16 protein-coding genes and 4 tRNA genes are annotated in these 22,743 nt (G+C 50.6%); 5 read left to right on the top strand and 15 right to left on the bottom strand.

The window, feature by feature from the left end:
- Window positions 1–26 precede the first annotated feature (26 nt).
- The 13 genes from rpoC to EHW58_RS14195 form a co-directional block, all read right to left on the bottom strand.
- Window positions 27–4,241 carry a DNA-directed RNA polymerase subunit beta' gene (rpoC, locus tag EHW58_RS14255; protein ID WP_046074514.1) on the bottom strand — a complete coding sequence of 1,405 codons (4,215 nt, stop codon included), beginning with the start codon at window positions 4,239–4,241 and terminating at the stop codon, window positions 27–29.
- A gap of 83 nt (window positions 4,242–4,324) precedes the next feature.
- The gene (rpoB, locus tag EHW58_RS14250; protein ID WP_046074513.1) at window positions 4,325–8,350 is read right to left on the bottom strand and encodes a DNA-directed RNA polymerase subunit beta; all 4,026 of its coding nucleotides are present in this window, start codon (window positions 8,348–8,350) and stop codon (window positions 4,325–4,327) included.
- Between the two features lie 229 nt (window positions 8,351–8,579).
- Entirely contained in the window at window positions 8,580–8,948 is a 369-nt protein-coding gene (rplL, locus tag EHW58_RS14245; RefSeq protein WP_046074512.1) for a 50S ribosomal protein L7/L12, read from the bottom strand.
- 57 nt (window positions 8,949–9,005) lie between these two features.
- Window positions 9,006–9,494 (bottom strand): 50S ribosomal protein L10, encoded by a 489-nt coding sequence (gene rplJ, locus EHW58_RS14240; protein ID WP_046074511.1) that lies wholly within the window; start codon window positions 9,492–9,494, stop codon window positions 9,006–9,008.
- A 229-nt stretch (window positions 9,495–9,723) separates the two neighbouring features.
- Window positions 9,724–10,428 (bottom strand): 50S ribosomal protein L1, encoded by a 705-nt coding sequence (rplA, locus tag EHW58_RS14235; protein WP_046074510.1) that lies wholly within the window; start codon window positions 10,426–10,428, stop codon window positions 9,724–9,726.
- 4 nt (window positions 10,429–10,432) lie between these two features.
- On the bottom strand, window positions 10,433–10,861 hold the full coding sequence (gene rplK / locus EHW58_RS14230) for a 50S ribosomal protein L11 (protein ID WP_046074509.1): 429 nt from the start codon (window positions 10,859–10,861) through the stop codon (window positions 10,433–10,435).
- A 122-nt stretch (window positions 10,862–10,983) separates the two neighbouring features.
- A complete protein-coding gene (nusG, locus tag EHW58_RS14225; protein ID WP_025744447.1) occupies window positions 10,984–11,529 on the bottom strand; it encodes a transcription termination/antitermination protein NusG in 546 nt (181 codons plus the stop codon).
- 11 nt (window positions 11,530–11,540) lie between these two features.
- Entirely contained in the window at window positions 11,541–11,912 is a 372-nt protein-coding gene (gene secE, locus EHW58_RS14220; RefSeq protein WP_025674747.1) for a preprotein translocase subunit SecE, read from the bottom strand.
- 226 nt (window positions 11,913–12,138) lie between these two features.
- Window positions 12,139–13,323 (bottom strand): elongation factor Tu, encoded by a 1,185-nt coding sequence (gene tuf / locus EHW58_RS14215; RefSeq protein ID WP_046074508.1) that lies wholly within the window; start codon window positions 13,321–13,323, stop codon window positions 12,139–12,141.
- 104 nt (window positions 13,324–13,427) lie between these two features.
- Window positions 13,428–13,503 (bottom strand) — tRNA-Thr (locus EHW58_RS14210).
- 13 nt (window positions 13,504–13,516) lie between these two features.
- Window positions 13,517–13,591, bottom strand: a tRNA-Gly gene (locus EHW58_RS14205).
- A 37-nt stretch (window positions 13,592–13,628) separates the two neighbouring features.
- Window positions 13,629–13,713 (bottom strand) — tRNA-Tyr (locus tag EHW58_RS14200).
- 7 nt (window positions 13,714–13,720) lie between these two features.
- Window positions 13,721–13,796, bottom strand: a tRNA-Thr gene (locus EHW58_RS14195).
- A gap of 209 nt (window positions 13,797–14,005) precedes the next feature.
- Between EHW58_RS14195 and coaA the strand changes: the two genes are divergently transcribed.
- Window positions 14,006–14,944, top strand: a complete 939-nt coding sequence (coaA, locus tag EHW58_RS14190) for a type I pantothenate kinase (RefSeq protein WP_046074507.1) — start codon at window positions 14,006–14,008, stop codon at window positions 14,942–14,944.
- 18 nt (window positions 14,945–14,962) lie between these two features.
- Here coaA and birA read toward each other — a convergent pair whose 3' ends face one another.
- The gene (birA, locus tag EHW58_RS14185; RefSeq protein WP_046074506.1) at window positions 14,963–15,931 is read right to left on the bottom strand and encodes a bifunctional biotin--[acetyl-CoA-carboxylase] ligase/biotin operon repressor BirA; all 969 of its coding nucleotides are present in this window, start codon (window positions 15,929–15,931) and stop codon (window positions 14,963–14,965) included.
- A complete protein-coding gene (gene murB, locus EHW58_RS14180; RefSeq protein ID WP_046074505.1) occupies window positions 15,928–16,962 on the bottom strand; it encodes a UDP-N-acetylmuramate dehydrogenase in 1,035 nt (344 codons plus the stop codon). Before murB ends, birA begins: the two co-directional genes overlap by 4 nt.
- A 124-nt stretch (window positions 16,963–17,086) precedes the next feature.
- Between murB and EHW58_RS14175 the strand changes: the two genes are divergently transcribed.
- The 4 genes from EHW58_RS14175 to EHW58_RS14160 all read left to right on the top strand — a co-directional run bounded on the left by EHW58_RS14175 (window position 17,087) and on the right by EHW58_RS14160 (window position 22,374).
- Window positions 17,087–17,470 carry a GNAT family N-acetyltransferase gene (locus EHW58_RS14175; protein WP_338013105.1) on the top strand — a complete coding sequence of 128 codons (384 nt, stop codon included), beginning with the start codon at window positions 17,087–17,089 and terminating at the stop codon, window positions 17,468–17,470.
- Between the two features lie 113 nt (window positions 17,471–17,583).
- A complete protein-coding gene (gene pssA, locus EHW58_RS14170) occupies window positions 17,584–18,933 on the top strand; it encodes a CDP-diacylglycerol--serine O-phosphatidyltransferase (RefSeq protein ID WP_046074503.1) in 1,350 nt (449 codons plus the stop codon).
- A gap of 11 nt (window positions 18,934–18,944) precedes the next feature.
- Entirely contained in the window at window positions 18,945–19,589 is a 645-nt protein-coding gene (locus EHW58_RS14165; protein WP_077607337.1) for a nicotinamidase, read from the top strand.
- Between the two features lie 199 nt (window positions 19,590–19,788).
- A complete protein-coding gene (locus tag EHW58_RS14160; RefSeq protein WP_152797110.1) occupies window positions 19,789–22,374 on the top strand; it encodes a family 20 glycosylhydrolase in 2,586 nt (861 codons plus the stop codon).
- Window positions 22,375–22,743: the final 369 nt, after the last annotated feature.

Below are 22,743 nucleotides of genomic sequence, written 5' to 3'. Positions count from 1 at the left end.
CGTTGATGTTATCAACGCTTCCACGCTTAGCTATCGTCGTTCAGACCCGCGTTCAGTAGCGCAGCAAGATCTTGCGAAGCTTGCTCTGCATCGACCTGAGGGGCTACTGGCTGCTCTGGCTCGGCACGTTTTGCTTGACGGTCTTTGTGATACGCGAAGCCGGTACCGGCTGGGATCAGACGACCCACAATCACGTTCTCTTTCAGACCACGCAAGTCATCACGCTTACCTGCCACGGCTGCTTCAGTCAGCACGCGCGTGGTTTCCTGGAACGATGCCGCTGAGATGAATGACTCAGTCGCCAACGAGGCTTTGGTGATACCCAGCAGATCACGACCAAAGGTCGCCGGCTGCTTGCCTTCCGCTTCGAGATCACGGTTAGCAATCATCACACGAGAGTATTCCACCTGCTCGCCTTCCAAGAACTCCGTATCACCGGCAGACTTAATGGTCACTTTACGCAGCATCTGACGCACGATGGTCTCGATGTGCTTATCGTTGATCTTAACACCCTGCAGACGGTAAACGTCTTGGACTTCGTTAGTGATGTATTCTGCTACCGCGTGAATACCACGCAAACGCAGAATGTCGTGTGGTGATTCAGGACCGTCTGCGATCACATCACCTTTCTCGACTTTTTCACCTTCGAATACGTTGAGCTGACGCCATTTTGGAATCATCTCTTCGTAAGCTTTACCCTCTTCTGGCGTGATAATCAGGCGGCGCTTACCTTTGGTTTCTTTACCGAAGGAAACAGTACCTGTGATCTCTGCCAAGATAGCAGGCTCTTTTGGCTTACGTGCTTCAAACAGGTCAGCAACACGTGGTAGACCACCAGTGATATCCTTGGTACCGCCGCTTTCTTGCGGGATACGAGCAAGGGTGTCACCAATACCAACGCTTGCGCCGTCGTCCAGTTGAACGATCGCTTTACCAGGCAAGAAGTACTGAACTGGCATATCAGTGCCAGGTACCATCACATCGTTGCCTTGTGCATCCACCAACTTCACCGCAGGACGCTTGTCTTTACCGGATGATGGGCGCTCAGAGGCATCCATAACCACGATAGAAGACAGACCCGTGAGCTCGTCCGTTTGACGCTGCATAGTCGCACCATCAATCATATCCACGAAGCGAAGGCTACCTTCTACCTCAGTGATGATTGGCATGGTGTGTGGGTCCCAGTTAGCTACCACGTCGCCGGCTTCAACGGCTTCGCCGTCTTGCTTGCTCAGCATGGCACCGTAAGGGACTTTGTAGCTCTCTTTGGTACGGCCAAACTCATCCACAATGGTCATCTCTGACGCACGCGAGGTAATCACTAGCTTACCGTCGCTATTGGTCACAGATTTCACATTGTGCAGGTGCATAGAACCTTTGTTCTTCACCTGGATGTTGTTTTCTGCTGCTGCACGCGATGCCGCACCACCGATGTGGAAGGTACGCATGGTCAGCTGTGTGCCTGGCTCACCGATAGACTGTGCGGCGATAACGCCCACAGACTCACCGTGGTTAACCAAGTGACCACGTGCCAAGTCACGGCCGTAACAGTTCGCACAGCAACCAAAGTCAGTTTCACAGGTCACGACAGAGCGCACTTTTACCTTGTCGACAGAGTGGTGCTCAAGAATGTCACACCATTTCTCGTCCAACAGGGTGTTACGTGGCGCCAGCACTTCTTCTGTGCCCGGCTTAAGCACATCTTCAGCCACGACACGACCCAGCACACGCTCACGCAGGGCTTCTTTTACGTCGCCACCTTCGATAACCGCCATCATGTGGATACCACCTTCGGTACCACAATCGGTTTCGGTCACCACCACGTCTTGGGCAACGTCAACCAGACGACGTGTCAGGTAACCTGAGTTCGCTGTCTTCAGTGCGGTATCGGCGAGACCCTTACGCGCACCGTGCGTAGAGATAAAGTACTGCAGTACGTTCAGACCTTCACGGAAGTTCGCGGTGATCGGCGTTTCGATGATAGAACCATCTGGCTTCGCCATCAGACCACGCATACCCGCCAGCTGACGGATCTGTGCGGCAGAACCACGCGCCCCGGAATCGGCCATCATGTATACGCTGTTGAACGAGCTTTGCGTCTCTTCTTCACCGTCACGGTTAATCACTGTCTCATTAGACAGGTTATCCATCATGGCTTTCGCGACTTGCTCGTTCGCCGCCGCCCAAATATCGATCACTTTGTTATAGCGCTCACCAGCGGTCACCAGACCCGACTGGAATTGCTCTTGGATTTCCGCAACTTCGCTTTCAGCCGCTTCAATCAGATCGTATTTCGCTTGTGGGATCACCATGTCGTCGATGCCGACAGAGGTGCCCGATAGCGCGGAATAGGCAAAACCTGTGTACATGATTTGGTCAGCAAAGATAACCGTATCTTTCAGACCCAGCTTACGATAGCACGTGTTGAGCAAATTAGAGATTTGCTTTTTGCCTAGCGGCTGGTTAACCAACTCGTAGGGCAGGCCGTCTGGAACAATAGTCCACAGCATGGCACGACCGACGGTGGTATCGACGAGCGCTTCTTTCTCAGTGCGTGCACCCATCTCATCGATATCGATTTGCTTGATGCGCACTTTTACACGGCTATGCAGTTCAGCATGACCGGTACGGTAAACTTTTTCAGCTTCGCCTGGGCCTGCCAGGTACATGCCTTCGCCTTTGCCGTTCACCTTCTCACGGGTCATGTAATAAAGACCCAGTACCACGTCCTGAGACGGTACGATGATAGGATCACCGGATGCTGGCGATAGGATGTTGTTGGTCGACATCATCAACGCACGCGCTTCGAGCTGGGCTTCCAGCGTCAGCGGTACGTGAACCGCCATCTGGTCACCATCGAAGTCGGCGTTATAGGCCGCACACACCAATGGGTGTAGCTGAATCGCTTTACCTTCGATAAGCACAGGTTCAAACGCTTGGATACCCAAACGGTGAAGTGTTGGTGCACGGTTTAGCAGCACGGGGTGTTCACGGATGACTTCATCCAAGATGTCCCATACCACGGCTTCTTCGCGCTCAACCATCTTCTTGGCCGCTTTGATGGTGGTCGCTAGACCACGAGTCTCAAGCTTGCCGTAGATAAACGGTTTAAACAGCTCTAGTGCCATTTTCTTTGGCAGACCACACTGATGCAGGCGCAAGTATGGACCCACGGTAATCACCGAACGGCCAGAGTAATCAACACGTTTACCCAGCAGGTTCTGACGGAAACGACCCTGCTTACCTTTGATCATGTCAGCCAGCGATTTCAGCGGACGCTTATTCGAACCGGTGATCGCACGACCACGACGGCCGTTATCCAGCATCGCATCCACAGACTCTTGCAGCATGCGCTTTTCGTTGCGCACGATGATGTCTGGGGCAGCAAGATCAAGCAGGCGCTTCAAACGGTTGTTACGGTTGATCACGCGGCGATACAGGTCGTTAAGATCTGACGTCGCAAAGCGACCACCATCCAACGGTACCAATGGACGCAGATCCGGCGGCAGCACAGGCAGCACGGTCAGGATCATCCACTCAGGGTTGTTACCTGATTGCAAGAAGGATTCAACCAGCTTCAAACGCTTGGTGATCTTCTTACGCTTGGTCTCAGAGTTGGTCTCTTCGAGCTGCTCACGCATTTGTTCTGTCTCAACCGACAGATCCATGTTCGCCAGCAGTGCTTTGACTGCTTCAGCGCCCATGCGCGCGTCAAATTCGTCGCCCCACTCTTCGAGTGCGTCTAGATATTGTTCTTCAGACATCATCTGACCACGCTCGAGGTTGGTCATGCCTGGTTCAATAACAATGTACGACTCAAAGTAAAGCACGCGCTCGATGTCACGCAGTGGCATGTCCATCAGCAAGCCGATGCGCGATGGCAGCGACTTCAGGAACCAAATGTGGGCAACAGGAGAAGCCAGCTCAATGTGACCCATACGCTCACGGCGTACTTTGGTCTGAGTAACTTCAACGCCACATTTTTCACAAATGACGCCGCGGTGCTTGAGGCGCTTGTACTTACCGCAAAGACACTCATAGTCTTTGACCGGGCCAAAGATACGTGCACAGAACAAACCGTCACGTTCAGGCTTAAAGGTACGGTAGTTAATGGTTTCTGGCTTTTTCACTTCACCAAACGACCATGAACGAATCATGTCAGGTGAGGCAAGACCGATCTTGATTGAATCAAATTCTTCGGTCTTATGTTGTGCTTTCAGAAACTTAAGTAAGTCTTTCACAATCGGCTCCTGTGAGGAGTTGACCCATAAAGGCGCTGACCGGCAGCGCCTTCATATTCTTACCGGAGAGAGTAGCGCGTGGCTTACTCGTCTTCCAGCTCGATGTTGATACCCAACGAGCGGATTTCTTTCAGCAATACGTTGAAAGATTCCGGCATGCCCGGCTCCATACGATGGTCGCCATCAACGATGTTTTTATACATCTTGGTACGGCCATTAACGTCATCCGACTTCACGGTGAGCATTTCTTGCAGGGTATAGGCAGCACCGTATGCTTCCAGTGCCCATACTTCCATCTCACCGAAGCGCTGACCACCGAACTGTGCCTTACCACCCAGCGGCTGCTGAGTTACCAAGCTGTAAGAGCCTGTTGAACGGGCGTGCATCTTATCGTCAACAAGGTGGTTGAGTTTCAGCATGTACATGTAACCCACGGTTACTGGACGCTCAAACTTCTCACCCGTGCGGCCATCGTAAAGGTCAAGCTGACCTGACTCTGGCAAATCACCCAGTTTCAATAGCTCTTTGACAACCGGCTCAGGCGCACCATCAAAGACAGGAGACGCAGTTGGCAGACCATCACGCAGATTATTGATCAACGTGCGAACTTCCTCGTCAGTCAGTTTACTGATGTCCACTTCCTGACGGGTCTCACCCAGATCATAGACCTTCTGCAAGAACTCACGGAATTTCGCCAGTTCCTGCTGCTCTTTGAGCATGCGATTGATCTTGTCACCAATACCTTTCGCCGCCAGACCCAAGTGTGTTTCTAGGATCTGACCGATGTTCATCCGCGAAGGAACACCCAGTGGGTTCAGCACTAAGTCAACAGGCTCGCCTGACTCGTCGTAAGGCATATCTTCGATCGGGTTGATCTTAGAGATAACACCTTTGTTACCGTGACGACCGGCCATCTTATCGCCTGGCTGAATGCGACGTTTCACCGCAAGGTAGACTTTAACAATCTTCAACACGCCTGGGGCAAGGTCATCACCTTGAGTGATCTTGCGACGCTTGGTGTCGAATTTCTTATCAAAGTCGGCTTTGATTTCGTCGTATTGCTCAGCCAATTGCTCAAGCTGGGTTTGCTGTGCTTCATCATCCAGCGTTTGCGTCAACATGGTCTGACGATCCATGCCGTCGAGCTGGTTGTCGGTATAACCGGCTTGAGAAAGCAGTGTGCGAACACGCGCCATCAGACCGCCTTCAAGGATAGAGAACTCCTCGGTCAGGTCTTTCTTGGCTTCTTTCAACTGCATTTCTTCGATTTCGAGTGCACGCTTGTCTTTCTCTACGCCATCGCGAGTAAAGACTTGTACATCGATAACCGTACCAGACACACCATTCGGTACACGCAGTGACGAGTCTTTCACGTCAGACGCTTTTTCACCGAAAATGGCACGCAGCAGCTTCTCTTCTGGTGTCAGTTGTGTTTCGCCTTTTGGCGTCACTTTGCCGACCATGATATCGCCGCCTTTCACTTCGGCACCGATATACACCACACCTGACTCATCCAGCTTAGACAGCGCAGCTTCACCCACGTTTGGAATATCCGCGGTGATTTCTTCGCTACCCAGCTTGGTGTCACGCGCCACACAAGACAGCTCTTGAATGTGGATAGTGGTCAAACGGTCTTCCTGAGCAACACGCTCAGAAATAAGGATGGAATCCTCAAAGTTGTAACCGTTCCACGGCATAAACGCGATACGCATGTTCTGACCCAGTGCCAGCTCGCCCAAGTCAGTCGATGGGCCGTCAGCCAGTACATCACCTTTTGCCACTTCGTGGCCCGGCATCACTGTTGGACGCTGGTTAATACAGGTGTTCTGGTTAGAACGTGTGTATTTGATCAAGCTGTAGATGTCGATACCGGCTTCGCCTGGTACCAATTCATCTTCATTCACTTTCACTACGATACGTGAGGCGTCAACGGACTGAATGGTACCGCCACGTTTTGCTACCGCGGTAACACCCGAGTCAACGGCGACATTACGCTCGATACCCGTACCAACCAGCGGCTTTTGCGCACGCAATGTTGGCACGGCCTGACGTTGCATGTTCGCGCCCATCAAGGCACGGTTCGCATCGTCATGCTCAAGGAACGGGATCAGAGAAGCAGCCACCGATACGACCTGGTTGGTCGCAACGTCCATGTACTGGACATGGTCTCGTGGGTGCAAGCCTGATTCGCCTGTCTTACGCGCCGTGATCAGTTCGTCAGTGAATGAGCCATCTTCATTTAACGCGGCGTTTGCCTGCGCAATGACGTAGTGACCTTCTTCAATTGCTGACAAGTAATCGATTTGATCCGTCACTTTACCGTCAACGACTTTCCGGTAAGGTGTTTCGAGGAAGCCATAAGCGTTGCAACGCGCAAACGCAGACAGTGAGTTAATCAGACCGATGTTCGGCCCTTCCGGTGTTTCGATCGGACAAAGACGACCGTAGTGCGTCGCATGAACGTCACGCACTTCAAAGCCGGCGCGCTCACGCGTCAGACCACCTGGACCCAAGGCAGAGATACGACGCTTATGCGTCACCTCAGACAATGGGTTGTTTTGGTCCATAAACTGGGACAGCTGCGAAGAACCAAAGAACTCTTTCACTGCCGCAGAGATAGGCTTGGCGTTAATCAAGTCTTGTGGCATCACGTTATCGAGATCGCCCAAGCTCAAACGCTCTTTAACGGCACGCTCTACACGTACCAAACCAACACGGAACTGGTTTTCTGCCATTTCACCCACAGAGCGAATACGGCGGTTACCCAGGTGATCAATATCGTCCACTTCACCAATACCGTTACGGATATGGATAAGTTTACGCATCACCTCGATGATGTCTTCTTTGCTCAGTACGCCAGGCCCGGTGAGGTCGTCACGACCCAACGAGCTGTTGAACTTCATACGACCAACAGATGATAAATCATAGCGGTCATCTGAGAAGAACAGGCTCTCAAACAGTTGCTCGGCTGCTTCACGCGTTGGCGGCTCGCCAGGACGCATCATGCGATAGATTTCGACTAGCGCCGTGAGACGATCCGTGGTGTTGTCGATACGCAAGGTATCGGACATGTACGGGCCATGGTCCAGGTCATTGGTAAACAGGGTTTCGATACGTTTGTGACCTGCTTGCGACAACTGCGCCAGTGTCTCCAGGCTGACCTCTTGGTTAGCCGAGACAATCACTTCACCTGTGTCCTGATTGACATACTCACGTGCAGAAATCTTGCCCGCAATGTACTCAACTGGCACTTCGATGTGATCAACGTTATCTTTCGTCAACTGACGGATATGACGCGCAGTGATTCGACGACCCTGCTCCACGTAGACTTTACCGTCCGCTTCGATATCAAAGCTGGCGGTTTCGCCACGTAGACGCTCAGGCACCAGTTCCATCACCAGAGACTTGCCTTTTACTTCGAAAACAACTTTTTCGAAGAACAGGTCTAGGATCTCTTCAGTGGTGTATTCCAGCGCACGCAGAATAATCGAAGCTGGCAGCTTACGACGACGATCGATACGAACGTATACGATATCCTTAGGATCGAATTCGAAATCCAACCATGAACCACGGTATGGGATCACGCGTGCGTTATATAGCACTTTTCCTGAGGAATGGGTTTTACCCTTATCGCTGTCGAAAAAGACGCCCGGACTACGGTGCAGCTGGGATACGATAACCCTCTCAGTACCATTGATGACAAAGGTACCATTTTCAGTCATGAGCGGAATTTCGCCCATATAGACTTCTTGTTCTTTGATGTCTTTAACGGTACCAGCCGGGGCATCCTTATCAAACATCACCAAGCGCAGTTTGACGCGTAGTGGGGCCGAATAGGTTACGCCGCGAATTTGGCATTCTTTGACATCGAAAACTGGCTCACCGAGACGATAGCTAACGTATTGCAGCTCGGAATTGCCGTTGTAGCTCTGAATTGGAAAGACAGAGCGAAAGGCAGCTTCAAGACCGTATTGCCCTTCTGGATCCTGCTCGATAAAGTTCTTAAAAGATTCAAGCTGGATCGACAGCAAGTATGGCACGTCCAGAACTTGCGGACGCTTACCAAAATCCTTACGGATACGCTTTTTCTCGGTATAAGAGTAAACCATAGGGTTCCTCAGCTCGCTGATAAGTGACCCAAACTGTCCAGTACAAGGGACAGTGACTAAACAACCACCGTTTAGTGTAGGAAAATCAAAGCGCTTGCTTTGATTTTTTTTGCATGGTCAGCAGTGATAAAACGGGGTGAAAATTTCACTACTGCCCTACAGCGCAAAAAGGCCGGTGGCTTTTTAGCCACCAGCCAATGCCTTTTCAGGCTAGGAAATTAAGTATAAATTACTTAACTTCAACAGAAGCACCAGCTTCTTCTAGCTGAGCTTTAAGCGCGTCAGCTTCTTCTTTCTCAACACCTTCTTTCAGAGGTGCAGGCGCGCCGTCAACAAGCGCTTTCGCTTCTTTCAGGCCTAGACCAGTTGCGCCACGTACCGCTTTGATAACGGCTACTTTGTTCGCACCCGCTTCAGTTAGGATAACGTCAAATTCGGTTTGCTCTTCAGCCGCGCCGCCTTCAGCAGCACCGCCAGCAACAACGGCTGCTGCCGCTGATACGCCGAATTTTTCTTCCATAGCTTCGATAAGCTCAACAACTTGCATTACAGACATGTCTGCAATTGCGTCTAGGATTTGCTCGTTAGTGATAGACATAACAATTCTCTTTAAAGTCAACAATAAAAGGATTAAGCAACCAAATTAAACGGGCGATTAGGCCGCGTCTTTTTGATCGCGAACAGCGGCGATAGTACGAACCAGCTTGCCGGCAGAAGCTTCTTTCAAGCCCATCATTAGGCGTGCAATTGCTTCGTCGTACGTTGGCAGTGTCGCCAGTACCTCTGGGTCAGTGATCGCGCCTTCGAATGCAGCAGATTTAACCTCAAACTCTTTGTTTTCTTTTGCGAAGTCTTTGAAAAGACGCGCAGCGGCACCTGGGTGCTCGTTAGAAAACGCAATCAGAGTTGGGCCAACAAAAGTGTCTTGCAGACACTCATACTCAGTGCCTTCAACTGCACGGCGAGCCAGTGTGTTACGCACAACTTTCATGTAAACGCCCGCTTCACGCGCTTGTTTACGTAGAGAAGTCATTGCGTCAACGGCAACACCGCGAGAATCAGCAACTACTGCAGACAGGGCTCCACTGGCAGCTTCGTTGACTTCAGCAACAATTGCTTTTTTGTCTTGAAGGTTTAAAGCCATTTGGATTTGCTCCTGGATTGTTTAACACCACTCTCTACAGCCTTGCAGAGAGAGCTTGTACGGTGCAGATCCAAGAAAGACGAGAAATCTATCATGTTCTGGCACCGTCTACGTAGGAAATATTAAGTTCGTAATGAACGCCTACGGTCTTGGACGAAGTTTGCCGTGGCAAACTCAGCCATAAAATTGTCAAGCGAGAGAGTATAAACTACTCACTCGCTTGTCGCAATTAGTTAACGCTTGCTTCCAAAGAGTTCTGGTCTAGAGAAACACCAGCACCCATGGTTGTTGAAAGGCTAACTTTCTTGATGTAAGTACCTTTAGCTGAAGTTGGCTTCGCCTTCTTCAGTGCCACCAACAGCGCTTCCAGGTTTTCTTTCAGGCTGTCTGCGTCAAAGTCAACTTTACCGATGGTGGTATGAACGATGCCGTTCTTATCATTACGGTAACGAACCTGACCTGCTTTCGCGTTTTTAACCGCTTCAGCAACGTTAGGCGTGACAGTACCCACTTTCGGGTTTGGCATCAGGCCACGTGGGCCTAGGATGGTACCTAGCTGGCCAACAACGCGCATTGCGTCTGGTGAAGCGACGACGACGTCAAAGTTCATTTCGCCTTTCTTCACTTGCTCAGCAAGATCTTCCATACCTACGATATCAGCACCCGCTTCTTTCGCCGCGTCAGCGTTCGCACCTTGTGTGAACACAGCAACACGGATGTCACGGCCTGTACCGTTAGGCAGTACAGTCGCGCCACGAACGTTTTGGTCTGATTTACGAGCATCGATGCCAAGGTTGACAGAAACATCAACACTTTCAACGAATTTTGCAGTCGCCAGTTCCTTCAGTAGAGCAACGGCTTCGTTGATGTCGTACTCTTTGGTCACATCAACTTTTTCGCGGATTACGCGCATGCGCTTAGTCATTTTAGCCATTGTCTTAACCCTCTACGTTCAGGCCCATTGAACGGGCAGTACCCGCAATGGAGCGTTTCATCGCTTCGATGTCCGCACCGGTCATGTCTGCCGCTTTGGTTTCTGCGATCTCTTGGATCTGCGCGTCAGTCACGGTACCCACTTTTTCAGTGTTCGGACGACCTGAACCAGATTTCACGCCTGCTGCTTTCTTAAGAAGAATCGCGGCTGGCGGAGTCTTGGTTACGAAGGTGAAAGAACGGTCACTGTATACAGTGATAACAACTGGAGTTGGTAGACCTTTCTCGATAGATTCGGTCTTCGCGTTAAACGCTTTACAGAACTCCATGATGTTCACACCGTGTTGACCCAGAGCAGGACCAACCGGTGGCGATGGGTTAGCTGCACCCGCTGCAACTTGCAGCTTGATGTAAGCTTCTACTTTCTTTGCCATTATTCAATTACCTTATTTTGGGTACTAACGTCTATCTTGCGATAAACTCCCCGTTTAACAAAAGGGCGCGAAATTATAGTCAAATTTCGCGCCCTTGCCAACCATTAGCGGTGCTTTTTTGATCAGGTTTTTTCTACCTGACCGAATTCCAGCTCAACAGGGGTCGCGCGGCCGAATATAGACACCGAGACTTTAAGGCGGTTCTTATCGTAGTCAACTTGCTCTACGACACCATTAAAGTCTGCAAACGGTCCTTCGGTCACACGCACCACTTCGCCCGCTTCAAACACGGTTTTATGAACCGGAGACTCGCTCGCTTTTTCTAAGCGATTGAGAATAGAGTCCGCTTCTTTATCAGAAATAGGTGCTGGGCGATCTGAGGTGCCACCAATGAAACCCATCACACGTGGCACACCACGTACCAAGTGCCAAGATTCATCGTTCATCACCATTTGGACGAGCACATAACCTGGGAAGAATTTACGCTCGCTCTTGCGACGTTGTCCCTGGCGCATTTCAACCACTTCTTCGGTTGGCACCAAGACTTCCCCGAAATAGTCTTCCATTTCGTGCATTTTGATATGTTCGCGCAGTGACTGCGCAACACGGCTTTCAAAACCAGAGAAAGCCTGGACCACATACCAACGTTTTTTGGGAGCTTCGCTCATGTACTTTTACCTCACACGCCAGTGATTAGGCGGACTAGACGGACCATGATTCCGTCAACGCCCCACAAGATGAGCGCCATAACAACAGTAACAGCCAGAACGATGAGAGAAGTCTGTAAAGTCTCTTGGCGGGTTGGCCAAATCACTTTACGCACTTCCATACGCGATTCGCGTGCAAACGTGATCGCAGCTTTTCCTTTCATCGTGAGTGCAGCGACACCACCGGCAGCGGCAACCAATACCACCACGGCAGCAGCTCGCACTACCACAGACACGTCACTGTACAGGCTATTCCCTATCACGGCTGCGGCCAATAGGACAAAAACAACACCCCATTTAAGGATGTCCATCGAACCGGATTGGGTCTCAGCGTTCGCTTTCATACATTCTACCTGTAACAAGTCTACATAGACGGCAGTGCCTTTTCAGCCATCCACAATCAGTGTTTGGCAAAGGCACATGGTGACCATAACGTCTCAATCAAGCACGATACGATCACTAAACTCTGCGCTTGCTAACGACTGCTGGCTAAATTCACACCAATAGGAGCGTCAAACGCAGAAAAAGGGCATCAAATGATGCCCTTTTTACTAGTGTTTCGTCAAATCATTATTCAATGATGTTAGCAACAACACCAGCGCCTACAGTACGGCCACCTTCACGGATAGCGAAACGTAGGCCTTCGTCCATCGCGATAGGTGCGATGAGCGTAACAACCATCTTGATGTTGTCACCAGGCATTACCATCTCAACGCCTTCTGGCAGCTCGATAGTACCGGTTACGTCAGTCGTACGGAAGTAGAACTGTGGACGATAGCCTTTGAAGAACGGCGTATGACGGCCACCTTCGTCTTTGCCCAGTACGTATACTTCTGACTCGAACTTGGTGTGCGGAGTGATTGAACCAGGCTTCGCCAGTACTTGACCACGCTCTACTTCGTCACGCTTAGTACCACGCAGAAGAACACCCACGTTCTCACCCGCACGGCCTTCGTCTAGAAGCTTACGGAACATTTCAACACCCGTACAAGTGGTCTTGGTGGTGTCTTTCATGCCCACGATTTCAACGTCGTCACCCACAGTGATGATGCCTTGCTCAACACGACCAGTGACTACAGTACCACGGCCTTGGATTGAGAATACGTCTTCGATTGGCAGGATGAACGGCTTGTCGATCGCACGCTCTGGCTCTGGGATGTAAGAATCCAGCGCTTCAGATAGCTCAACGATCTTCTGCTCCCACTGCTCTTCACCGTTCAGGGCACCCAGCGCTGAACCTTGGATTACTGGGCAGTCGTCACCTGGGAAGTCGTACTCTGAAAGTAGTTCACGTACTTCCATTTCAACCAGCTCAAGCAGCTCTTCATCATCAACCATGTCACATTTGTTCATGAACACGATGATGTTTGGAATACCAACCTGACGGCCAAGTAGGATGTGCTCACGCGTCTGTGGCATAGGGCCATCAGTTGCTGCTACAACCAGGATACCACCGTCCATCTGCGCCGCACCGGTGATCATGTTTTTCACATAGTCAGCGTGTCCTGGGCAGTCAACGTGTGCGTAGTGACGGTTTGGCGTATCGTACTCAACGTGAGACGTTGCGATGGTGATACCACGATCACGCTCTTCTGGTGCGTTATCGATTGACGCGAAGTCACGAGCAGCACCGCCGTGTACTTTTGCAAGTACCGTACAGATAGCTGCGGTCAGCGTAGTTTTACCATGGTCAACGTGGCCAATAGTACCAACGTTAACGTGCGTTTTCGTACGTTCAAATTTTTCTTTAGACATGACAGTCCCTCTAAGCACGGTATTTCGGTGGCATTACGACCACACAACCAACAATCAGGTTTGTTGAGTATATATCAAACGGCTTGAAGTTACCTTGGAGAGGATGGTGCTGATAGGCAGATTTGAACTGCCGACCTCACCCTTACCAAGGGTGCGCTCTACCGACTGAGCTATATCAGCACTCTAAAAAGAGTGGAGCGGGCAGCGGGAATCGAACCCGCATCATCAGCTTGGAAGGCTGAGGTAATAGCCATTATACGATGCCCGCAATCGTTACTCGTAGAGCTATTCAAACAATTTGAAAATGGTGGTGGAAGAAGGATTCGAACCTTCGAAGGCTGAGCCGTCAGATTTACAGTCTGATCCCTTTGACCGCTCGGGAATTCCACCTAAATTTTGGTGCCGGCTGCCGGAATCGAACTGGCGACCTACTGATTACAAGTCAGTTGCTCTACCAACTGAGCTAAGCCGGCGACAAGTGCTGCGCATTCTATGCCATGGATTTGAGGGGTGCAATAGGGAATTTTAAAAAAATGGGTGATTTTTTCGTCTTTTGCGCATTTTTTCGCGTGATTGTTGCGAAAATAACCAGCCCGCTCACTCAACGCCAATCGTCGGCGCTTTTCCTTCCCTTTCGTTTGCGGTATCGTCACCCTCTTTACTGGCTTAAGGCACATGGATCATGAATGCAACGCTAACGCCTTATTTGTCGTTCGAGCGTCAACAATGGGCTGAACTGAGGGATGCAGTGCCCATGACGCTCACCGAAGATGACATTGACCGCTTGCGCGGCCTTAACGAGCATTTGTCGATGGATGAGGTGCGCGATATTTATCTTCCTCTATCGCGGCTGCTTAATCTCTATGTGAAAGCGCGCAAAAGCCGGACGGAAGTGCTAGACGAGTTTTTATCCCAGCCCGTCTCAAATCATGTGCCCTATGTCATTGGCATCGCGGGCAGCGTCGCCGTGGGGAAAAGTACCACCGCACGTCTTTTAAAAGCCCTGCTGACACGGTGGCCAGATCATCCTAAAGTTGCACTCGTGACCACTGACGGCTTTTTATACCCCAACGCCGAGCTTGAGTCGCGTGGCATCATGCATAAAAAAGGGTTTCCGCAATCTTATGACATGCGCAAGCTGGTTGAGTTTGTGGCCGACGTCAAATCAGGAAAAGACTGCGTCACCGCGCCGATTTATTCTCACTTGGTGTACGACATCACTTCTGACGTGCAAAAAGTGGAGAAACCCGACATATTGATCCTCGAAGGGCTCAACGTCCTGCAAAGTGGCATGGATTACCCGCATGACCCACATCATGTGTTTATTTCCGACTTTCTCGACTTTTCTATCTATGTCGACGCCGAACCAGAGTTACTAAAGCATTGGTATATTGAGCGCTTTATGAAGTTCCGCCGAGGTGCCTTTCTCGATCCACAGGCTTACTTTCATCACTACACGCGGCTATCGGTCGACGAAGCCACTCAAAAGGCGGCGACCATCTGGGATGACATTAACGGGAAAAACTTATCGGAAAACATTTTACCCACCCGTGAGCGCGCCAGTTTAATCCTAGAAAAAGGTGCCAACCACTCTGTTCAACGCATCCGTGTGCGCAAATAGTCCTTACAATCGCCGAGATTAGTCATCGCGTCTTAGAGAAATCTCTCCACCTAAATAAGGCGTGATGTCACCCTCAACGTCAAGTAATAAGGCACCGTGTTCGTCGATACCGCGCTCAATACCACGGACTTCCCGCTCTCCCATGAGTAGTTTGACGGGGCGATCAATAAAGTTATCCAACTTGGGCCAGTCGGCCATGATGCTCGATAGCCCATGTTGCTCATAGTCAATCAGTGCTTCTTTTAAACGCTCAATCAAGGTTGCCGCCAATGTATTGCGCGATGGCATTGGATGGCAAGCGTCCGCTAATCGAGCCCAAGGCTGATCGATGCTGTCACGCAAATGCGCCCCCATACCAATATTCAACCCCATGCCGATCACAAGGTGAGCCGCATCGCCCGTTTGCCCCGTCATTTCCACTAAGATGCCAGCGAGCTTTTTATCCTGAAAATACAGGTCGTTGGGCCATTTCACCTTCACACCTGGCGCGCCTAGTTCATGGAGTGCTTTGGTGATCGCCACACCAACCACTAGGCTCAGTCCCATCGCCGCCGCAGGGCCGGCATCTAAACGCCAATACATCGACAAATACAAGTTACTGCCAAAAGGCGACTGCCACGCGCGACCACGGCGACCCCGTCCTTGCTGCTGATATTCAGCCAAGCAAACACTGCCTGACGCAAGTTGTCCAACACGTTCCATCAAGTACTGATTGGTCGAATCAATGACCGGGATCACGGATAAAGCGGGCACATCGGTATGCTCACTGAGCCAGACGTCATCGAGCAACTCAATCGGTTGTGATAAGCAATAGCCTTTGCCCTGCACCCGATAGATATCCAGTCCCCACGATTGCAACACTTTGATATGTTTGCTGACCGCCGCTCGGCTCATGCCTAGCGCATCGCCTAGCATTTCGCCAGAGTGGAATTCACCATCGGATAAACGATCGATAAGGGTAAGCCTTGCGGTATGTGCACTGCTCATTGTGCCTCCAAGCTGGTTTCGCCCTTGGCACCCATAAAGCGCACCTCATGGTGCAAGGTCACACCAAACCGCGCCTTGACTTCGTCGACCACCTGCTTTGCTAACTGAATAACGTCTTGGCTGGTTGCATGATTAGCGTTGGTCAGCACTAAGGCTTGTTTTGGATGTACACGCGCGCCTCCCACTTGCTTGCCTTTCAAACCACATTGGTCAATCAGCCAGCCTGCGGCGAGCTTCTTTTTCCCCTCTCCGGCAAAGTACATGGGTATCTCGGGATAACAGGTTTGCAAGGTTTGCGCCTGGTGTGCATCAATCACTGGGTTTTTGAAAAAGCTTCCCGCATTGCCACACTCACGGGGATCAGGGAGCTTGGCTTGGCGAATCGCACAGACCGCGTCAAAAATGGTTTGCGCTGATACCCGCTCTGGATCGAGATCCGCCAGCGCACCATATTTGAGCACGGGCTGCCACGTCTTCGCTAATCGGAACCCCACTTGCGTAATCACCCACCCTGTCATCGCGTCGGTTTTAAATATCGAGTCGCGATAGCCAAATTGGCAGGCTGCTCGGGTCAAACGACGTGTTTGCTGAGTCAATGGATTGACGATATCCACATACGCGCACCGCTCGCAAAACTCGACACCGTAAGCACCAATGTTTTGAATCGGCGCCGCACCAACACAGCCAGGAATAAGCGCGAGGTTTTCCAGCCCAGGGAACCCATTATCAATGCTCCAAGCGACTAAGTTATGCCAGGATTCTCCAGCCCCTACATGCAATACCCAGTGGTCGCCCTCATCATCGACTGATATACCAGTCAGGCGATTAAGCACCACCACGCCCTGAAAGTCTTGGCAAAAAAGCAGGTTGCTGCCTTCTCCCACCACTAGCTTAGGAAGCGTCAGATCGTCAGCATGCTGCCAAATCGCATATAAATCCTCCACGGTGTGCGCTTCCACGATCGCATGAGCGTGGGCGGGGAGACCAAAGGTGTGATGGGGTGTCAAGGACACATCAGATAACCACTTCATCAATGCATTACGCTGTCAGAAAAAATCATGGATAGGTATACTACCTGTCCTGCTCGTATTGCGCATCTATTAGGCTATGGATAATTACCACATTCACCCACTCGAGCCGTTACGGTTTCCTCTCGTGGCACGATTCTATAAAACCTACTATCCACCGGGTAAACCGAAAAAAGATGAACATATCTGGGTGGTGGATGGACCCAGCGGCTTATGTGGTGCGGTCCGCTTTCAACAACGTCAAAATTACCAATTACTCACTGGCATGTTGCTGCACCCACACTTGCGCGGGTCGGGGCTAAGTCATCAACTACTCGACGCCGTCCAGCCCGTATTGGCGCAACGTCCAAGCTTTTGCTTGGCATTTCGACCATTGACCGCTTTATACGTGCAACACGGTTTCAGCAGTGTGGACACGCCAGCCCTGCCAGAGGAATTGGCGGCACGCTACCAAAGCTACTGTCATAGCGGTAAAGACTTAGTCGCGATGCAATACGCACCTAAAGCGTGACATTTACAACAAAGCCACCGCGCAGTCATCCGTGACTTGACCTAATTTCTGGTATAATTCAGGGTTTAGCATCAAACCGCTCGACTCTGGCCGTCGAACAACAAGAGGTAACAATGGATTCAGCGAACGCAAACCGGCAGCTTATCGACCGTCTGCCCACCATTGCGCACCAGCCAGAAAATCTCGAAACCTTATTAGATGCCGTCTCGTTTAGAGAGCGCTTGCTTAGTGAAATAAAAAAGGCGAAATCCAGGATTTACCTCGTCGCCTTGTATCTGCAGGATGATGAGGCTGGACGTAGCGTGCTTGATGCACTGTATGAAGCGAAACAGGCCAATCCTGATCTGGATATCAAGGTATTAGTCGATTGGCATCGCGCGCAAAGAGGCTTGATCGGGGCAGAGCAATCTGACGGCAATGCGGGATTATATCGCGCCTATGCTGAGCGTTACCCGCACAAAATAGAGGTACTCGGCGTACCAGTCAGAAACCGAGAAGTGTTTGGCGTGCTGCACCTAAAAGGCTTTGTGTTTGATGACACAGTGCTCTACAGCGGTGCAAGCTTAAACGATGTTTATTTAGCGCAACATAATAGATATCGATACGACCGCTATCATGTGCTCGACAATAAAGCGCTTGCCGACACCATGGCAGACTTTATTGTTAATACCCTAACGGCGGATAGTGCGGTCAATTGCCTCACCTCGCCAGATCGGCCAAATAGCAAAGCACTTAAGCCTAGCATTCGTGAGTTTCGAACTCAGCTGCAGCGTGCGAGTTATCGCTACGATAATGAGCCTCTCCGTGAGGACCAAGTCGGGCTAACTCCTATGGTCGGATTGGGTAAACGTAAGAACAAGCTCAATCGCTATATCTGCCATCTAATTGCGAGCGCGCAAAAAGAGTTGGTGATTTGCACCCCTTACTTTAATCCGCCACGCAGTGTGGTCAGAGAAATCCGCCGTGCACTACGCCGAGGTGTGACAGTGAGCATCATTGTTGGCGATAAAACCGCCAATGACTTTTACTCGCCGCCAGAAGCGCCCTTTAAGACCATTTCGGCACTCCCCTACCTGTATGAAGTCAACCTACGTAACTTTGCGCGCCGTAACGAAGCAGCCATTGCCAAACGCCAGTTAAACATCCATATTTGGAAGCATGATGACAACAGTTTTCACTTAAAAGGAATCTGGGTCGATCGCCAATACATGTTGCTGACGGGCAATAACCTGAATCCACGCGCATGGAAGCTAGACTTAGAAAACGCTATCTTGATCCATGATAAGCATCAGCAACTCGAAGCGCAGAAACAGCAAGAAGTAGATAAGATACTGGCACACACTCAGTTGGTCGGCAGCTATAAACAGATAGAAAAAATGGAGGACTATCCCGTCCCGGTCAAACGTCTGCTCAAGCGGATTAAGCGGGTTAAGGCCGATCATTTACTTAATCAAATACTCTAGGTGATGATGCGATGAAACAAGCCAAAATTGCCGCGATTGACGTTGATGCACAATGCACATTCACACCGCTTTGTCCTGATGAGCTGCCTGTGCCTGAGGGCGACACCATCGGGCCAGCTCTGAATCAGCAAGCGGCATTGGCTGACCTACGCGTACTCACCAAAGATGCACACCCCACCAATGCTGTCTGGGTGGTTGATAAACCTGCTGATATGTTGCAGCCCTTAGCACATAAGAATGCTGATCTAACTTGGGTCAAGCATGCTGTGCCCGGCACCAAAGGATTTGAAACCATCGATGGCTTGCCCCCGGTCACCGAATACGACTATGTGGTTTGGAAAGGTATTGAGCCTGATCTTCACCCCTACGGTGCATGCTTTCATGATATTGAAGAAAAACTCAGCACGGGCTTGATTGAATGGCTACACAGCCAAGAAGTAGAAACCGTGGTTGTCGGTGGCTTAGCTACCGATTACTGCGTCAAAACCACGGCTATCCAATTGAAAAAGCGCGGCCGTTTTGACGTCATTGTCAACCTTGCCGCGTGTCGTGGTATTAACCCCGACACGGTATCGTCGGCTTGTGACGAAATGGTCGCCGTCGGTATTCGACTCGTGGATAGTCAAATCGCGTTAAGCTGCTTACTTCCGCGTTAATTTGTATCGCAGTGGATCATCAATTTCCGCTGCGATCTTCCTCGCTATTTTAACGAAAATCATAGCCCGCACACATCAATAAGTTTGAGTCTTTAGACATAAATGCATTTTGACTAACAAGATTACTAGGCTTGTTAACCACTATCCTCTACTGTCTTGTTAACTATTTTCACAATAAAAAATAAGTTTGGAGGATAGCATGCTCAAACCTACCGCACTGGGTCTCCTGATCGGCGCGTCATTATGTAGCACCGCTTGGGCGATGCCTGCATCGCAGCTTGATGCACTCGGAAACGGCCTCGATGTCCAATACCAAGTCATTGATAATACCCAAGATGACTGGCGTTCATTTACGGGTAACGTCGCCTTTACCAACCAAAGTACTCAGACACTGCCTAAAACAGGCTGGGCGATTTATTTCAGTCACATCCGCATGATCAATTCGATCGATACCGATCAACTTAACGTCTCACACGTCAATGGGGATCTCTTCAAACTCGAGCCCACGGACAGCTTTGTTCCGCTCGCCCCCGGTGATCAATTAGTCGTTGGCTTTAATGCCTCTGACTGGCAAGTCGCAAAATCCGATATCATGCCAAACTGGTATTTAGCGTCCGACGGTGAAGCTGGCATGCATACCGCATTGATTACCAGTACCAGTAACCACAAAAATGGCCAAGTGCCCACCAAGCCGGATGATGAGCTCGCCTTTGTCGGTGACTTTGACACGCCCGCACAGTGGAAGCGCTACGACGGTGCACTCACCGACCATTATGACCCGTTCACGGCCGAACAGCGCTATGCGCGCAATGCTGATCTGTCGTTGGTCAATACCCAAGGGCACGTGCTACCCACCCCTGCCAGTCGCATTGAGAAAAATGGCCATGTCATCCTCGATAGCGAGTGGACCGTGGTCTACGACAATGGCTATCAAGCGCAAGCACAATGGCTTGCCGATCAACTTGGCATTTCAGCCACCGACTGGGCACCTACCAACCAAAAAGTTATTCATGTGGGCTGGGGAAAAGTCAGCCTGAATGGAAGCGACCAGTGGCATGAAGCTTATCGCTTAGATGTACAACCTGAGCAGCAGCGTATTGACATCGATGCCCCTGATCAAGCGGGAGCCCTATATGCTGCGCAAAGCCTGCTGCAACTCAAAACCGGCGACACACTCAAGGCGGTGACGCTAACTGACGCACCACGCTTTGCTTACCGAGGCCTGTCTGTCGATGCGGCGCGAAACTTCCGCAGCAAAGAAGCCATCTTTAAGTTACTCGATCAGATGGCCGCTTTGAAACTCAACAAACTGCATCTACGCCTCAGTGATGATGAAGCATGGCGTATTGAGATCCCAGCCCTCCCGGAACTGGCGGACGTCGGTAGCAAACGCTGTCATGATTTGTCGGAAACCCGCTGCGTGTTGCCCTTCTTAGGTGCAGGGCCTGACGGCACAGAAGCATCCAATGGGTATTACACCACGGAAGATTATCAAGCGATCTTGCGTAAAGCAGAGGCGCTCAATATCACCGTCATTCCAGAAGTAGATATGCCAGGTCACGCGCACTCGGCCATCAAAGCGATGGAAGCGCGTTACCACAAGTACATGGCACAAGGTGATGAAGCCAAAGCGAAAGAATATTTGCTCACGGACTTTGAAGACGACACACAATACCTCTCTGTGCAGATGTTTACCGACAACGCGATAAATGTCTGTATGGAATCCAGTTATCGCTTCGTCGATACAGTGGTTGCCGCGCTCGTCGATGCGCATCGAGACATACAGCCGCTCGATACATTTCACTTTGGCGGTGATGAAATTGCCGGTGCCTGGAAAGAGTCGCCCGTCTGTCAGTCCTTTATTGCAGATAACGATGCAGGTGTGAACAGTGTTGACGATCTGAGTCAGTACTTTGTTGAGCGTATTTCGCACATTACCCAACGTCATCAGCTCGATCTCGGTGGTTGGGAAGATGGCCTCATGCACAACAATAAAGTCTATCCACGCGCACAACTTGCCAATGAGCACGTCTATGGCAACGCGTGGCAAAATATCTGGGAGTGGGGCGTTGCCGATCGCGCCTATAATCTCGCCAACAATGGCTATGGCGTTATCTATAACCAAGCCACACATCTCTATTTTGACCACCCCTATGAACCAGACCCAAGTGAGCGTGGCTATTACTGGGCACCCCGTTTTACCGATACCCGTAAGACGTTTAGCTTTATGCCCGATGATCTCTACGCTAACGCAGATGCAAAGCGCAATGGTGCACCGATCACCAAACAGGAAGTACTAGACGCTGCCACCGTGAAAACACTGACGCGTCCAGACAATGTGCTTGGTTTACAGGCATCTATTTGGAGTGAAACTATTCGCTCCGATGGCCAATTTGAATCCATGACCTTCCCTCGCCTCTTCGCCATGGCTGAGCGAGCTTGGCACCGTGCCGAATGGGAAGCAAGCACTCAAACCGGACAAGAGGCGAATCAAACCAAGCGCAACATTGATTACAACCTCTTTGCTAATCAGTTAGCGAACTACTGGTTCCCACAACTAGAGCAACAGGGTGTGGGCTTCCGCTTACCCGTTCCGGGTGGAGTGATAGAAAGTGGTATATTGAAAGCGAACTCGCCATTCCCTGGACTCACCATTGAGTACTCAACCGATAATGGTGCAAGCTGGCAGACCTATGATGCGGCGAACGCTCCTCACGTCACTGCACCAGTGCAGCTGCGTACCATTTCAGGTGATCGAGTAAGTCGAGTCAGTAAAATTCAATAACCAAGCTATTACACAGCTTAGAAAAAACAAAGCCCCGTCGACAAGACGGGGCTTTTTATTGGATATTGGATAGATGGAAAATGAAAAGACATCTACTCGGCAGGCAGTTTAAAGCAAAGCGCACAGGGCTAATACACCCTCAAGATACAAAAAAGCCCCGACCGTGAGGTCAGGGCTTGGTGTTTTCTCATCAAAGTCTTACATCTATTTGCTTTGATGATTAAATTGCGAGCTATGCGCAGTGAGTTTTGAAGCGAGACGCACAGTGTATGCCAATACATGAGCATCGCAGCTATCAAAAATCGCAAGCAATAGGCGCAATTTATAATCAAAGCCTGGCGATGTCCTACTCTCACATGGGGAGACCCC

It is taken from the genome of Salinivibrio sp. VYel1 (assembly GCF_009377945.1).
Taxonomy (GTDB): Bacteria; Pseudomonadota; Gammaproteobacteria; order Enterobacterales; family Vibrionaceae; genus Salinivibrio; species Salinivibrio siamensis.
This window is presented reverse-complemented; position numbering and strand designations above follow the sequence as displayed.